The following is a 14,542-nucleotide window of genomic DNA, read 5'->3' as shown; positions in this document are numbered from 1 at the left end:
TCTCAGGACGGGCGCGCCAGCCGGCCGCCAGCTTCGCGCCACGTTACCGACCGGTCACGCAGCACCCGGATGTTGACACCGCCGAAAAGGCGTTTTGGTAAGATTGGCGCGGGTTCCGGCCCCGTCGACTCGCGTTCCCGCAGTCACGCAACCGCATTTTCCATGCAACGAAACGATCTGATTGCCTGTCACGAGTGCGACGCACTGTTGCACAAACCGCGCCTTGGCGGCCGCGACAGCGCGCGCTGCCCGCGCTGCGACGCGTTGCTCTACCGCAGCAGCTCGGCCCAGCTCGACCGGATCTGCGCACTCGCGCTCGCGGCGCTGATCACGTTCGTGATCGCGCAGGCGTTCCCGATCCTGGAGATGGACGTGAACGGCATCCGCGTGCAGACGTCGCTGATCGGCGCGATCGAGGCGCTGTGGCAGCAGGACATGGCGATCGTCGCCGTGATGGTGTTCTGCTCGACCGTGCTGTTCCCGCTCGTCGAGATGGCCGCGCTGCTGTACCTGCTGTTCCCGATGCGGCGCGGCGTCGTGCCGCCCGGGTTCAACCTCGTGCTGCGCGCGGTCCAGCTCGTGCGCCCGTGGGGGATGATCGAGGTCTTCATGCTCGGCATTCTCGTGACCATCGTCAAGATGGTCAGTCTCGCGCGCGTCGTGCCGGAAGCCGCGCTGTTCGCGTTCGCCGCGCTGACGCTGATGATCGCCGTCGTGCTGATGTTCGATCCGCGCGTGCTGTGGGACATCGCCGACGACCTGCGCGCCGGCCGCACGCCCGAGCGCCGCCCGGCCGCCGCGCCGCTGCCGGAGGCCCCCGCCAATGACTGAGCCGATGACCGAGCCGAAGCCCGCGCCGACTGCGGCCCGCGAGGGCCTCGCCAACTGCCACACGTGCGGCCTCGTGCAGCCGCTCGGGCACGCGCATGCGCATTGCGCGCGCTGCGGCGCGACGCTGCACTTCCGCACGCCGGACAGCATCATGCGCACCTGGGCGCTGCTGCTCGCCGCCGCGATCCTCTACATTCCGGCGAACCTGCTGCCGATCATGCGCACCGCGTCGATCGTCGGCGCGCAGGAAGACACGATCATGAGCGGCGTCGTCTATTTCTGGGTATCGGGCGACTGGCCGCTCGCCGTCGTCGTGTTCGTCGCGAGCATCCTCGTGCCGATGCTCAAGCTCGGCGTGCTGCTGATCCTCCTGATCAGCGCGCAGCGCCGCTCCGCGTGGCGGCCGATGCAGCGCACGCGCCTGTTCCGGATCGTCGAGCGCATCGGCCGCTGGTCGATGCTCGACATCTTCGTCGTGACGCTCACCGTCGCGCTCGTCCACTTCCGTTCGCTCGCCACCATCACGGCCGGCCCCGGCGCGCTCGCGTTCGGCTCGGTCGTGATTCTCACGATGCTCGCGTCGATGCAGTTCGATCCTCGCCTGATCTGGGATCCCGTCGAAACCTCAGGGAAACACCATGAATAGTCCGCAAGGCCCGCAGCACGACCCGAATGCGGGGGACGGCCATCCGGAGCCAGACCAGCCACGCCCGCCGGATCCCGTGATCTCGTCGAAAAGCGGCTGGCTGCCGTCGCTCGTCTGGCTCGTGCCGCTGATCGCCGCGCTGATCGGCATCGGCCTCGTGATCAAGTCCGTGCGCGAGCGCGGCCCGGAAGTCACGATCAGCTTTCACAGCGCCGAGGGCCTCGAGCCCGGCAAGACCCAGGTCAAGTACAAGGACGTCGAGATCGGCATGGTCAAGACGATCACGCTGTCGAAGGACCTGTCTCGCGTGCTCGTCGACGTGCAGCTCAAGAAGGAATCGGAAGACTTCGCGGTCAAGGGCTCGCGCTTCTGGATCGTGCGTCCGCGCGTCGGCGCGACCGGCATATCGGGGCTCGGCACGCTGCTGTCGGGCGCGTACATCGGCGTCGACGCCGGCCGTTCGGCCGAATCCGAGACGGACTTCACGGGCCTCGAGACGCCGCCGGCCGTGACCGGCGACCAGAAAGGCACGCAGTATGTGCTGCGCGGCGATTCGCTCGGCTCCGTCGACATCGGCTCGCCGGTCTACTACCGGCGCGTGCAGGTCGGCCAGGTGGTCGGCTTCTCGCTCGACAAGGACGGCACGGGCGTGACCTTCAACGTGTTCGTCAACGCACCATACGACCAGTACGTCGGCATCAACTCGCGCTGGTGGCAGGCAAGCGGCGTCGACCTGCGGCTCGACTCGAGCGGCTTCAAGCTGAACACGCAGTCGCTCGCGACCGTGATCCTCGGCGGCATCGCGTTCCAGGCCCCGCCCGGCCAGGGCGGCGGCACGACCGCGCCGAACAACACGACGTTCCGCCTCGGGTCCGACGAGGCCGACGCGATGCGCGATCCGGACGGCCAGCCGCTGCAGGTCGTGATGAACTTCAACCAGTCGCTGCGCGGGCTGTCGGTCGGTGCGCCGGTCGACTTCCGCGGGATCGTGCTCGGCGAGGTCACGGGCATCGGCATCGACTTCGATCCGAAGACGAAGAACTTCACGATGCCGGTCACGATGAACGTCTATCCGGAACGCCTCGGCCGCCGCTTCCGCGAATCGATCGCGAGCCAGGGTGAACCGGCCCGCCGCGAGATCGTCGAGCGCCTCGTCCAGCACGGGCTGCGCGGGCAGCTGCGCACCGGCAACCTGCTGACGAGCCAGCTGTACGTCGCGCTCGACTTCTTCCCGAAGGCGCCCACCGCGAAGCTCGACACGGCGCGCGAGCCGCTCGAGCTGCCGACGGTGCCGAACACGCTCGACGAGCTGCAGCTGCAGGTCGCCGACATCGCGAAGAAGCTCGACAAGGTGCCGTTCGACCAGATCGGCGCGAACCTGAACAGTGCGCTGTCGAACGCCGACAAGCTGTTCAAGCAGCTCGACACGCAGGTCGCGCCCGAGGCGCGCGACACGCTGTCGGCCGCGAAGCAGACCTTCTCGACCGCCGAGGCGACGCTGCAGCAGGATTCGCCGCTGCAGTCCGACGTGCGCGGCGCGCTGAAGGAACTCACACGCACGCTGCAATCGCTGAACGCGCTCGCCGACTATCTCGAGCGTCACCCCGAATCGCTGCTCAAGGGCAAGCCAGGAGATCAACCATGACGACACGCGTGAACGCACTCGCCTGCGGCGCGGCGCTGGCCGCCGCGCTGGCGCTCGCCGCGTGCAGCTCGCCGCCCGCGCGGTTCTACACGCTGAGCCCCGCCGACGCAGCACGCGCGACGCGCGCCGCGCCCGCGAACCCGCCGTTCCTGATCGAGGTGCCGTCCGTCGGCGTGCCCGAGCAGGTCGCAAAGAACCAGCTCGTCGTGCAGAAGAACGCCGCGCAGGTCGACGTGCTCGAACAGGAACGCTGGGCGTCGCCGCCCGCCGACGAGATCCGCCGCGCGCTGTCCGACGATCTCGCCGCGCAGCTCGGCACGATCGACGTCGCGAACTCCGCGTATCCGGCCGGCGTGCCCGTGTATCGCGTGAGCGTCAATGTGCAGCGCTTCGAGTCGTGGCCTGGCAAACGCGCGGCGATCGATGCGGTGTGGAGCGTGCGCGCGGTCGGCACGCAGGCGGTGATGACCTGCCGCACGAGCGTCGCCGAGCCCGTCGGCGACGGCTACGACGCGCTCGTCGCCGGCCATCGCCGCGCACTCGACGCGATCGCGGCGCAAGCGGCCGCCGGCGTGCGCGCGATGGCCGCGCGGCGCAGCGCGGCGTCCGCTGCATCGTCGGCGGCATCCGGCGGGAAGAACGCGCTGCCGCTCGTGCCGTGCCCCGCGAACGCGACGGCCGGCGAGGCGGCCGGCGCAACCGGCAAAGCGGGGACGTAACGCGCTGCGGCGGTTCGCGTTCGTTGCGCGAGCGCGCCTGGCTGCCACGCGCACGCGTGACGCGGATTCGGCGCCGGCCCCCTCGCCGTGCGCCGGCCCCACGCGGCGCACACCGCCGGCGACCGATCTTGCACTGTTTGTCAAAATCCGCCGGAACCGTCGACAGGCAATCCGGTCGGCTTGCGTTTTTGCGGCCGATTGACGATCCTACGCACGTTCAGGCCTGCACCGGCCGCTGCTCGCGCCCGTCGCCCGTCGCCCGCGCCGTGCCGTACCGCCGGCCAGCCGCATCGCAAACCGCCCGCGCCCGTGTCGCCGCGCGAGCCGCATCGAACGGGCCACACCGGGGCCGCCGCGCACGGCAGCGCGACCCGGCCAGCCTCGCCGGCATTCCCGGCGCCGTCGCCGCATCCGAAACCCGCCCGTCCAGGGCTTTCGCTATTTCCGCTTTATGTTTCGTTCCCTGACGACCCTGATCAAGAAGTGGCGCGCATCGCGCAGTGCCAGCCACCAGCTCGACGCGCTGCTCGCGCATGCGGACGCCGACGCGTCGTATGCCGAGCGCAGCGAATGGCTGATCGAGCTCGCGCACTGGCTGCGCCGCAGCGGCGCGATGCAGTCCGCGCAGGACGCCGCGGCCGACCGCGACGACGACGTCCGCGCGTATCCCGCGCACGCGCGGCTGCGCTACCTGTTCCACGTGCTCGACCGCAATCCTGCGTGGAAATCGCACGCCGCGCGGATCCTGCGCAGCACGCTGCGCGAATGCGACGGCATCTCGCTGCTGTGCGACGCCGGCATGCCCGTGCACTCGGGTTTCTTCGGCGCGCTGTTCGAGCGGATCGACTCGTCGCTGATCCCGCCGGCGCCGAACCGCCGCGAGCTGTCCGCGCTGTTCACGCTGATGTTCCCGTCGCCGGACGACGCGAAATGGATCGACGCGCTGCCCGACGACCTGCTCGTACGCCTCGCCGCGCTGTTCTCGTTCGACGTGACCGACGAGGAGCGCCACGAGCCCGGCTCGTTCTCGCGCGACCTGCTGGCCGCGCTGCACAACCTGACCTGCCAGATCAGCTCGACCGGCCTGTCGCAGACGGTGCGCAGCCGCCTGTCCGACGACGACGCGCGCCAGCCGCTCGAGTCGCAGCCGTTCTACCGGCTGACGCGCGCGATGCTCGCGGTCGAGACCGCGCATGCCGCCGTCGAGGACGGCGGCGACCCGAGCAAGCTGCTGCACGAGGTCAACTACCTGCGCGTGCTGCTCGACGAATGCCGGATTTCGGTCGACGACGTGTTCTCGCACCTGTACCGCAACGGCGTGTCGGTCGACATCGTGTTCCAGGTCGAGCGGATGCGGATGCGCATCCAGCGCGCGGAAACGCTGCTGAACGCGTGGATGACGCGCGACGACCTGCGCGGGATCGCGCACCTGACCGGCGAGCTCGTCGACGCGAACCAGAACAGCCAGAGCGTGTCGCACCTCGTGCGCAGCAACTTCTCGCTGTTCGCGCGCAAGCTCGTCGAGACCAACGCGGACACCGGCGAGCACTACATCTCGCGCGGCCGCGCCGAGTACCTGAAGATGCTGCGGATGGCCGCGGGCGGCGGTCTCGTCACGGTCGTGACGGTGTGCATGAAGTTCGCGATCACCGGCGCGCACCTGCAGTCGATGCTCGAAGGGCTGCTCGCCGGCATCAACTACGCGGCGAGCTTCATGCTGATGCACTTCCTGCACTTCACGCTCGCGACCAAGCAGCCCGCGATGACCGCGCCGACGCTCGCGCGCGAGCTCGACGGCACCACGCACGACGAAGGCGTGAAGCAGTTCGTCGCGTCGGTGATCGCGCTGATCCGCACGCAGGCGGCGGCGATCTGCGGCAACGTGCTCGTCGTGCTGCCCGTGTGCCTGCTCGTGCAGCTGTTCGCAAGCGGCGTGCTGCATGCGAACCTGATCTCGCCGCAGAAGGCGCATGCGACGCTGCAGTCGTTCTCGCTGCTCGGCCCGACGCCGTTCTACGCAGCGCTGACGGGCGTGCTGCTGTGGGCGTCGAGCCTGATCGCCGGCTGGGCCGACAACTGGTTCGTGCTGCATCGCGTCGGCGATGCGCTGACGTACAACCGGCGGCTCCGCCTCACGCTCGGCGCGGCCGGCGCGGCGAAGCTCGCGCACTTCTGCCGGTCGAACGTCGCCGGCGTGGTCGCGAACGTCGGCCTCGGCCTGATGCTCGGCCTCGTGCCTGCGATCGTCAGCGTGTTCCTGTTCTCGTTCGAGGTGCGGCACGTGACGCTGTCCGCAGGGTCGATCGGCATCGCGCTCGGCGTGCTCGGCAAGGAGACGCTGCATGCGCCCGAGCTGTGGTGGGCCGCGGCGGGCGTGCTCAGCATGGCGATCCTCAACGTGCTGGTGAGCTTCGCGCTCGCGTTCACGATGGCCGTGCGCTCGCGCAGCCTGCGGCCGACCAAGGTGCGCGCGCTCGTCGCCGCGATCGGCCGCGCGGTGGCCGCAAATCCGCTCGTGCTCGTCTGGCCGGCCGCCGACCGCGCGGCCGGCGCGGGACCGTCCGGGTCGCACTGACTCGCGTCGAGGGGCGGTCGCGGCAGGCCGCCCCGGCCGCCTGCGCGCCGCGAAACACGCTGCGCTCACCCGGGGTCCGCGCGAAGCCGCCGGCCCCACCGCGCGCGCCGCGTACAATACTGGACTTTTGTCCGCCCTCTCCCGTCTTATGTCCTCGCCCACCCTGTACGAATTCTTCGCCCCCTGCCCGCGCGGCCTCGAGGCTGCGCTCGCCGCCGAGCTGGCCGAGATCGCCGGCCGCCACCTGGACGGCGCGCCGTTCGCCGCGGGCGCGCAGGTGCCGGGCGGCGTCCATTTCCGGGGCGGCTGGGCCGCCGGCATGGCCGCGAACCTGCATTCGCGGATCGCGAGCCGCATTCTGCTGAAGATCGCGCACCGCCCGTACCGCAACGAGCAGGACGTGTACGCGCTCGCGCTCGAGCAGCCGTGGGAACGCTGGTTCGCGGCGACGCAGACGCTGCGCGTCGACATCACCGCGATCAAGTCGCCGCTGAAGAGTCTCGAATTCGCGACGCTGCGCGTGAAGGATGCGATCTGCGACCGGATGCGCGACAAGACCGGCGCGCGCCCGAGCATCGACACCGGCGCGCCCGACGTGCGCGTGTTCGCGTTCCTGACCGCGTCCGACTGCACGCTGTACCTCGACACGTCCGGCGAGCCGCTGTTCAAGCGCGGCTGGCGCCTCGACAAGGGTGCGGCGCCGCTGCGCGAGAACCTCGCGGCCGGCATCCTGCGCCTGACCGGCTGGACGCCCGGCACGCCGCTGTACGACCCGATGTGCGGCAGCGGCACGTTCCTCGCGGAAGCCGCGCAGATCGCGCTCGGCGTGGCGCCGGGCGTCGAGCGCCGCTTCGGCTTCGAGAAGCTCAAGCAGTACGACATCACCGCGTGGCAGGGCCTGAAGGTCGCGGCGCTGGACGCGAAGCGCGCGGCGCGCGGCAAGCGCGACGATCTCGCGGTCTACGGCAGCGACATTTCGGGCGACATGCTCGAGAAGGCGCGCGCGAACCTCGAACGCGCGGGTGTGCCGTCGGTGTGGCTCAAGCAGATCGACGCGCGCGCGATGACGCCGCCGTGCGACGCGCCGGGGATCATCGTCGCGAACCCGCCGTATGGCGAGCGGATCGAAGTGCGCGGCCGCGGCCCGCGCGGCGATGCGCGCGAAACGGGCCGCAACCGCGGCAACGACGACGCGTTCCGCCGCACGCACACCGACGCGCCGGACAGCGAGTTCTTCAATGCGCTCGGCGATGCGCTGAAGCAGCGCTTCACGGGCTGGCAGGCGTTCCTGCTGACGTCCGACCGCGCGCTGCCCGGCCAGCTCCGGCTGCGTGAATCCGCAAAGACGCCGCTCTTCAACGGCGCGCTCGAATGCCGGCTGTTCCGCTTCGACCTGATCGCGGGCAGCGTGAAAGCGCGCCCGGCCGCGCCGGACGGCGACGCGTAAGCGATCGCACCCCGCTTCGGGCGGCGCCGCACCGGCACCGCCCGCCTGCGCGCATTGCGCGCTCCCCCATCGAATCCCCACGTGGCCGTCATGACCGACGGCCAGCCTCCCGCCTGCCTCATCCCGCCCGACCGGCAAGGCCGCGCGCCTTCTGTCGCCCTTTCCCGACGACCCATCCCGCGCGGCGCCGCGCCAGCGCACCGAACGCGCTCCGTTACGACCGCCCCGCCGCTCGACGGCCCGGTTGCGATGTCAGCACCGACGAATCTACTGACAACACGCTGTCAGCAGCCCCCGCTCACACTGCAATCCCGGCGCAATGCAACGCTGGTTTCCACACTGAATCGAATGAAAAAAGGAGCACGTCATGACGTCCGCAACCCAGGAACGCGCAATCGCATGGTTCGACATTCCGTCCCTCGATTTCGACCGGGCGATCCGCTTTTACGAAACCGTGCTGCAGACGACGCTGCAGCGCGAGGTGATCGGCGGCGTGCCGATGGCGGTGTTCGGCCATGAGGAGGCAAGCACCGGCGGCAGCATCGTCTACGATCCGCAGCAGATGAAGCCGAGCGCCACCGGCGTGCTCGTCTACCTGAATGCGGGCGACTCGGTCGTCGCGGCGCTCGAGCGCGCCAAGCGCGCGGGCGGGGTCGTGCAGGGTTCGGTCGTCGAGCTGCCGAACAACTACGGTTACATCGGCTACCTGATCGACACCGAAGGCAACCGCGTCGGCCTGCACGCACCGAAATGCCATTGAGCGCGTCCGACGGGCGGCAGGTTCGGCAGGCGCGGCGCTATCATCGCGGGATCGCCGCCTTCGACGGAATCGACGTACACAACGAGGGACACCCATGACGCGCCGTGCCGACCGCCTGTTCCAGATTGCCGAGCTGCTGCGCGGCCGGCGCCTCACGACCGCGCAGCAGCTGGCCGACTGGCTGTCGGTGTCGCCGCGCACCGTGTACCGCGACGTGCGCGACCTGCAGTTGTCGGGCGTGCCGATCGAAGGCGAGGCGGGCATCGGCTACCGGCTGAACCGCAACGCGAGCCTGCCGCCGCTCACCTTCACCGCGGAGGAGCTCGCGGCGCTCGCCGCGGGCGCGCGGATGCTCGAGACGTGGGGCGGTGCGCGTTTCGCCGGCGGCGCACGATCTGCGCTCGCGAAAATCGCGTCGGCGATGCCGGCCGACAAGCGCACCACGCTCGACCGCCTGCCGGTGTTCGCGCCGTCGTTCCACATCGACGCCGCGTTCTCGCTGAAGGTCGATGCGATCCACCAGGCCGTCGACACGCGCCACGTCGTCGGCTTCGCATACCGCGACCGGCTCGGCGCGCACACGCAACGCCGCGTGTGGCCGCTCGGGCTCGTCTACTGGGGCGGGCGCTGGACGATCGGCGCGTGGTGCGAGCTGCGCGGCGACTTTCGCACCTTCGACATCGCGCGGATGGGCGACATCACCGTGCACGAGCAGTTTCCGGACATGGAAGGACGCCGGATCGCCGATTACATGCGGATCGCGGAAGCGCCCATGCGCTGACGTACCCGGGCGGCGGGCAGCGCGCCGCGACACGGTTGCGTGCGCCGCCGGCCGTTCGCTCACGCCCCGAACACCACCGCGCGCTTCGGCCGCTCGTCGACCTGCAGCGAGAACACGTCGGCGCGCGCATAGTGGCCGACCACGTCGAAGTCGTAACGCGCGCGCACGAGCTCGTCGAGATCGATGCGCGCGGTCACGAGCCCTTCCTCGCCGATCAGCGGTTCCGTCAGCAGCTCGCCGAGCGGCCCGACGATCACGCTGCCGCCGCGGATCAGCGGCCGTTCGGGGTCCCAGCCCGGCACGTCGATCCCGAGCGCGCGCGGCGCCGGCTGCACCTGGCATGCGCTGACGACGAAGCAGCGCCCTTCGTGCGCGATATGGCGCATCGAGCTCTGCCAGACGTCGCGCTCGTCGACGGTCGGCGCGCACCAGATCTGCACGCCTTTCGCATACATCGCGCAGCGCAGCAGCGGCATGTGGTTCTCCCAGCAGATCGCGGCGCCGGCGCGGCCCGCGGCGGTCTCGACGACGGGCAGCGTCGAGCCGTCGCCCTGCCCCCAGATCAGGCGCTCGGTGCCGGTCGGCATCAGCTTGCGGTGCTTCGCGACGAGCCCGTCGCGCGGATCGAAGAACAGCGCCGTGCAATAGAGCGTGCTGCCGCCGCGCTCGATCACGCCGACCACGAGGCTCGCGCCGGTGCGCTGCGACAGCGCGGCGAGCTCGTCGGTCTCGGGCCCCGGCACGTCGATCGCCTGCGCCGCGTAGCGCGCATACGCGTCGCGGCCTTCCGGCAGCCGGTAGCCGAGCCGCGTGCCGAAGATCTCGCCTTTCGGATAGCCGCCGAGCACGGCTTCGGGCAGCACGACGAGCGATGCGCCGCTGTCGCGGATCGCGGTTTCGTAGCCGAGGATCGTGTCGAGCGTCGCGCGCGTGCCGGCGGGCGACGCGCCGAGCTGCAGCGCGGCGATGACTGAGGTGGACATGAACGCGTCTCCGGTGAAGTGGGTGACGCCATCTTTATCGATAAGATGTCATCGATCAAATCGATGGAACGATAAGTGTCATGAACGGCGATGATATCTCGCGCGTCGACCTGAACCTGCTGAAGGTGTTCGAAGCGCTGTACGAAGAAGGCGGCGCGAGCCGCGCGGCACTGCGGCTCGACCTCACGCAGTCGGCCGTCAGCGCGGCGCTCGCGCGGCTGCGCGTGCTGTATGCCGATCCGCTGTTCGTGCGCACCGGCCGCGGGCTCGCGCCGACGCCGCGCGCGGACGAGCTGAAGCCGATCCTGTCCGACGCACTCGACCGCTGCCGGCAAAGCCTCGCGATCGCGGCCGACAGCGGCGACCGGCTCGGCCGCACGATCTCGATCGGGCTGTCGGACGACTTCGAGATCGCGCTCGGCAGCGCGCTGATTGCCGCGGTCGCGAAGGAGGCGGCCGGCATCCGGCTGATCTTCCGGCAGACCCACAGCGGGATCGCCGGCGACGCGCTGCTGCGCCACGGCGTCGATCTCGCGATCGCGTCGGGCGGGTTTTCGGCGAGCGGGCTGAGCCGGCGCGCGGTCACGACCGGCGGCTACGCGTGCCTGATCGATCCGGCGGCGCGTGCACGCCCGGCGCGCACGCTGACGCTCGCCGATTATCTGCGGCGCGACCATCTGCTGGTGTCGTCGGGCGGCGTGATCGGGATCGTCGACGAAGCGCTGGCCGCGCTCGGGCACAAGCGGCACGTCGCCGCGTCGACCACGCATTTCGCCGCGCTGCCGTATCTGCTGCTCGGCTCCGATGCCGTCGCGACGATCCCCGCGCATGCGGCGCGGGCGATCGCGCATGCGACGCCGCTGCACTGCGTCGCGTGCCCGGTCGCGCTGCCGGGCTATCCGGTGGAGATCGGCTGGCGCACGAGCGCGCAGCGCGATCCGGCGATCGTGCGCGTGAGGGACACCGTCGCCGCGTGCATCGAACGGCTCGTCACGCTGTGAAAAAAAACGGCGGGCGAACGGATCAACCGTCGCCCGCCGTGCACGCGCGTGCGTTACTCGAGTAACGTCAGTCGACCGACTTCACCATGTCCTCGATGACTTTCTTCGCATCCCCGAAGACCATCATCGTCTTGTCCATGTAGAACAGGTCGTTGTCGAGCCCCGCGTAACCCGCCGCCATCGACCGCTTGTTGACGATCACCGTGCGTGCCTTGTACGCCTCGATGATCGGCATCCCCGCGATCGGCGACTTCGGATCGTTCTTCGCGGCCGGGTTCACCACGTCGTTCGCGCCCAGCACCAGCACGACATCGACCTGGCCGAACTCGCCGTTGATGTCCTCCATCTCGTGCACGATCTCGTACGGCACTTCCGCTTCCGCGAGCAGCACGTTCATGTGCCCCGGCATCCGCCCGGCGACCGGGTGGATCGCGTACTTCACGTCGATCCCCTTCTCGACCAGCTTGTCGGTCAGCTCCTTCAGCGCGTGCTGCGCGCGCGCCACTGCCAGGCCGTAGCCCGGCACGATCACGACCGTTTCCGCGTTGCCGAGCATGAACGACGCGTCCTCCGCCGAACCCGACTTCACCGGCCGCTGCTCCTTCGAGCCGCCGGCAGCGCCGGCCGACGCCTCGCCGCCGAAGCCGCCGAGGATCACGTTGAAGAACGAGCGGTTCATCGCGTGGCACATGATGTACGACAGGATCGCACCCGACGAGCCGACCAGCGAGCCCGCGATGATCAGCATCGCGTTGTTCAGCGAGAAGCCGATGCCCGCCGCCGCCCAGCCCGAGTACGAGTTCAGCATCGACACGACCACCGGCATGTCCGCGCCGCCGATCGGGATGATGATCAGCACGCCGAGCACGAACGCGATCGCCGTCATGATGATGAACGGCAGCCACGATTGCGTGACGAAGAAGATCACGCCGAAGCCGATCATCGCGAGCGCAAGCATCAGGTTGATCAGGTGCTGGCCCGCGTAGACGACCGGCGCACCCTGGAACAGCCGGAACTTGTACTTGCCCGACAGCTTGCCGAACGCGATCACCGACCCCGAGAACGTGATCGCGCCGACGAACGTGCCGATGAACAGCTCGATCCGGTTGCCGTACGGGATGAAGTTCGCCGACGTCGCGTCCGGCGGCACGAGCCCGAACGCCTCGGGCTCGGCCACCACCGCATAAGCAATGCACACCGCGGCAAGACCGATCAGCGAGTGCATTGCCGCGACGAGTTCGGGCATCTTCGTCATCTCGACGCGCGCGGCGACGAATGCGCCGACCGCGCCGCCGACCACCAGCGCGCCGAGCACGAGCCCGATCCCGAGCGGCAGGTTCGCGCCGAGCGACATGGCCTGCTTGAAGATCAGCGCGAGCGTCGTGAGGATCGCGATCGCCATCCCGACCATCCCGAACAGGTTGCCGCGCCGGGCGCTCTTCGGGTTCGACAGCCCCTTCAGCGCCTGGATGAAGCACACCGACGCGACGAGGTACAGCAGCGTGACGACGTTCATGCTCATCGCGCGCCCTCCTTCGCAGCCTTCGGTTCCTTCTTGCGGAACATCTCGAGCATTCGCCTCGTGACGAGGAACCCGCCGAACACGTTGACGGCCGCCAGCGCGACCGCGAGCGTGCCGAAGAACTTGCCCGCGCCGCCGAGCGTGAGCGCGGCCGCGAGCATCGCGCCGACGATCACGATCGCCGAGATCGCGTTCGTCACCGCCATCAGCGGCGTATGCAGCGCGGGCGTGACGTTCCACACCACGTGGTAGCCGACGTACACCGCCAGCACGAAGATGATCACGTCGATCACCGTGTGATTGATGACTTCCATGGTCTCCTCCGGTTATTTGCGCGTCACTGCGCCGTCGCGGCACAGCAGCGTCGCGGCGACGATGTCGTCGGTCAGGTCGATGTTCAGCGTGCCGTCCTTCGCGACGATCAGCTTCATGAAGTCGAGCAGGTTGCGCGCGTACAGCGCCGACGCATCCGACGCGACCATCGACGCGAGGTTCGTATGGCCGGCGATCGTCACGCCGTTGTGGACGATCACCTGATCGGCGACGGTCAGCGGGCAGTTGCCGCTCTTCCGGCCGTCGAATTCCGGCCCGCGGCCGGCGGCCAGGTCGATCAGCACCGAGCCGGGCTTCATCGACTGCACGGTCTCGACCGAGATCAGCGTCGGCGCGGGACGGCCCGGGATCAGCGCGGTGGTGATGACGATGTCGGCCTGCTTCGCACGCTCGTGCACGAGCGCGGCCTGGCGGCCGAGCCACGACGCGGGCATCGGCCGCGCGTAGCCGCCGACGCCTTGCGCGGCTTCGCGCTCCTCGTCGGTTTCGTACGGCACGTCGAGGAACTTCGCGCCGAGCGACTCGATCTGCTCCTTCACGGCCGGACGCACGTCGGACGCCTCGATCACCGCGCCGAGGCGCTTCGCGGTCGCGATCGCCTGCAGCCCGGCCACGCCCGCGCCAAGGATCAGCACGCGCGCGGCCTTCACGGTGCCGGCGGCCGTCATCAGCATCGGCAGGAAGCGCGGATACAGCGCGGCGGCGACGAGCACCGCCTTGTAGCCGGCGATGTTGGCCTGCGACGACAGCACGTCGAGGCTTTGCGCGCGCGTCGTGCGTGGCGCGGCTTCGAGCGCGAAGCCCGTCACGCCGGCCGCCGCGAGCTGCGCGGCCTGCTCGCCGTTGAACGGGTCGAGCATGCCGACGAGCACGGAGCCGCGCTTGAGCAATGGAATTTCGGTGTCAGTGGGCGCCTGGACCTTCAGCACGATGTCGGCGTCGAAAGCGGCCGACTGGTCGGTCAATTCGGCGCCGGCGGCCGCGTACGCGTCGTCGGGATAGCTGGCCGCGACGCCGGCCCCCTTCGCGACGCTCACGCGGTGGCCGCCGGCCGCGTATTTCTTGACGGTCTCCGGCGTCGCGGCCACGCGCGCCTCGTTCGCCCGCGTTTCAGCAGGCACTCCGATATGCATTGTCTGTTCCTCCAGTCATTGTCAGTAATTCTTTCTTTCGATTCTTACTGCGATGGCAAGCCGGACAGGCTGTCATACCGGCTCACGAGCAACGGCGTTCACGCTGCACTTTAACCGAAAGCGGGGGCTGCGCCAGCGCTTTGCGCACGATCGTGCGGCACTGTTG

The 14,542-nt window shown here is 69.6% G+C and carries 13 protein-coding genes; 9 read left to right on the top strand and 4 right to left on the bottom strand.

All coding sequences use genetic code 11. From position 1 onward, the window contains the following. The first annotated feature begins 162 nt into the window (after positions 1-162). From ACV229_RS12465 to ACV229_RS12430, 8 genes are all read left to right on the top strand, one after another. Positions 163-831 carry a paraquat-inducible protein A gene (locus ACV229_RS12465; protein ID WP_448083430.1) on the top strand — a complete coding sequence of 223 codons (669 nt, stop codon included), beginning with the start codon at positions 163-165 and terminating at the stop codon, positions 829-831. After that, complete coding sequence (locus ACV229_RS12460; RefSeq protein ID WP_448083429.1) at positions 824-1,477, top strand: paraquat-inducible protein A; 654 nt, start codon at positions 824-826, stop codon at positions 1,475-1,477. The genes ACV229_RS12465 and ACV229_RS12460 overlap by 8 nt, the downstream gene beginning before the upstream one ends. Further along, positions 1,470-3,122 carry a PqiB family protein gene (locus ACV229_RS12455; protein ID WP_448083428.1) on the top strand — a complete coding sequence of 551 codons (1,653 nt, stop codon included), beginning with the start codon at positions 1,470-1,472 and terminating at the stop codon, positions 3,120-3,122. Before ACV229_RS12460 ends, ACV229_RS12455 begins: the two co-directional genes overlap by 8 nt. Continuing rightward, positions 3,119-3,841: a PqiC family protein gene (locus ACV229_RS12450; RefSeq protein ID WP_448083427.1), complete on the top strand. Its 723-nt coding sequence runs from the start codon at positions 3,119-3,121 to the stop codon at positions 3,839-3,841. Before ACV229_RS12455 ends, ACV229_RS12450 begins: the two co-directional genes overlap by 4 nt. A gap of 451 nt (positions 3,842-4,292) precedes the next feature. After that, positions 4,293-6,416, top strand: coding sequence for a site-specific recombinase (locus ACV229_RS12445; RefSeq protein WP_448083426.1), 2,124 nt, complete (start codon positions 4,293-4,295; stop codon positions 6,414-6,416). A gap of 148 nt (positions 6,417-6,564) precedes the next feature. After that, positions 6,565-7,863: a THUMP domain-containing class I SAM-dependent RNA methyltransferase gene (locus ACV229_RS12440; protein ID WP_448083425.1), complete on the top strand. Its 1,299-nt coding sequence runs from the start codon at positions 6,565-6,567 to the stop codon at positions 7,861-7,863. A gap of 367 nt (positions 7,864-8,230) precedes the next feature. Next, on the top strand, positions 8,231-8,623 hold the full coding sequence (locus ACV229_RS12435) for a VOC family protein (RefSeq protein WP_448079276.1): 393 nt from the start codon (positions 8,231-8,233) through the stop codon (positions 8,621-8,623). Positions 8,624-8,717: 94 nt separating this feature from the next. After that, positions 8,718-9,404 carry a helix-turn-helix transcriptional regulator gene (locus tag ACV229_RS12430; protein WP_448083424.1) on the top strand — a complete coding sequence of 229 codons (687 nt, stop codon included), beginning with the start codon at positions 8,718-8,720 and terminating at the stop codon, positions 9,402-9,404. Positions 9,405-9,463: 59 nt separating this feature from the next. Here ACV229_RS12430 and ACV229_RS12425 read toward each other — a convergent pair whose 3' ends face one another. Next, positions 9,464-10,387, bottom strand: coding sequence for a carbon-nitrogen hydrolase family protein (locus tag ACV229_RS12425; protein ID WP_448083423.1), 924 nt, complete (start codon positions 10,385-10,387; stop codon positions 9,464-9,466). A gap of 80 nt (positions 10,388-10,467) precedes the next feature. On the opposite strand from ACV229_RS12425, the gene ACV229_RS12420 reads away from it, so the two are divergent. Further along, positions 10,468-11,388: a LysR family transcriptional regulator gene (locus tag ACV229_RS12420; protein WP_448083422.1), complete on the top strand. Its 921-nt coding sequence runs from the start codon at positions 10,468-10,470 to the stop codon at positions 11,386-11,388. 67 nt (positions 11,389-11,455) lie between these two features. Here ACV229_RS12420 and ACV229_RS12415 read toward each other — a convergent pair whose 3' ends face one another. The 3 genes from ACV229_RS12415 to ACV229_RS12405 are packed head-to-tail and all read right to left on the bottom strand — an operon-like array spanning position 11,456 to position 14,376. After that, complete coding sequence (locus tag ACV229_RS12415; RefSeq protein WP_448083421.1) at positions 11,456-12,910, bottom strand: NAD(P)(+) transhydrogenase (Re/Si-specific) subunit beta; 1,455 nt, start codon at positions 12,908-12,910, stop codon at positions 11,456-11,458. After that, complete coding sequence (locus ACV229_RS12410) at positions 12,907-13,224, bottom strand: NAD(P) transhydrogenase subunit alpha (RefSeq protein ID WP_448083420.1); 318 nt, start codon at positions 13,222-13,224, stop codon at positions 12,907-12,909. Before ACV229_RS12410 ends, ACV229_RS12415 begins: the two co-directional genes overlap by 4 nt. A gap of 12 nt (positions 13,225-13,236) precedes the next feature. Further along, complete coding sequence (locus tag ACV229_RS12405; protein WP_448083419.1) at positions 13,237-14,376, bottom strand: Re/Si-specific NAD(P)(+) transhydrogenase subunit alpha; 1,140 nt, start codon at positions 14,374-14,376, stop codon at positions 13,237-13,239. Positions 14,377-14,542 lie beyond the last annotated feature (166 nt).

Source organism: Burkholderia sp. MR1-5-21, assembly GCF_053427715.1.
This window is presented reverse-complemented; position numbering and strand designations above follow the sequence as displayed.

Coding starts and splice junctions, on each gene's coding strand:
- ACV229_RS12440 (WP_448083425.1), top strand. CDS start 6,565: ATGTCCTCGCCCACCCTGTACGAATTCTTCGCCCCCTGCCCGCGCGGC.
- ACV229_RS12405 (WP_448083419.1), bottom strand. CDS start 14,376: ATGCATATCGGAGTGCCTGCTGAAACGCGGGCGAACGAGGCGCGCGTG.
- ACV229_RS12410 (WP_448083420.1), bottom strand. CDS start 13,224: ATGGAAGTCATCAATCACACGGTGATCGACGTGATCATCTTCGTGCTG.
- ACV229_RS12460 (WP_448083429.1), top strand. CDS start 824: ATGACTGAGCCGATGACCGAGCCGAAGCCCGCGCCGACTGCGGCCCGC.
- ACV229_RS12420 (WP_448083422.1), top strand. CDS start 10,468: ATGAACGGCGATGATATCTCGCGCGTCGACCTGAACCTGCTGAAGGTG.
- ACV229_RS12430 (WP_448083424.1), top strand. CDS start 8,718: ATGACGCGCCGTGCCGACCGCCTGTTCCAGATTGCCGAGCTGCTGCGC.
- ACV229_RS12415 (WP_448083421.1), bottom strand. CDS start 12,910: ATGAGCATGAACGTCGTCACGCTGCTGTACCTCGTCGCGTCGGTGTGC.
- ACV229_RS12435 (WP_448079276.1), top strand. CDS start 8,231: ATGACGTCCGCAACCCAGGAACGCGCAATCGCATGGTTCGACATTCCG.
- ACV229_RS12425 (WP_448083423.1), bottom strand. CDS start 10,387: ATGTCCACCTCAGTCATCGCCGCGCTGCAGCTCGGCGCGTCGCCCGCC.
- ACV229_RS12465 (WP_448083430.1), top strand. CDS start 163: ATGCAACGAAACGATCTGATTGCCTGTCACGAGTGCGACGCACTGTTG.
- ACV229_RS12450 (WP_448083427.1), top strand. CDS start 3,119: ATGACGACACGCGTGAACGCACTCGCCTGCGGCGCGGCGCTGGCCGCC.
- ACV229_RS12445 (WP_448083426.1), top strand. CDS start 4,293: ATGTTTCGTTCCCTGACGACCCTGATCAAGAAGTGGCGCGCATCGCGC.
- ACV229_RS12455 (WP_448083428.1), top strand. CDS start 1,470: ATGAATAGTCCGCAAGGCCCGCAGCACGACCCGAATGCGGGGGACGGC.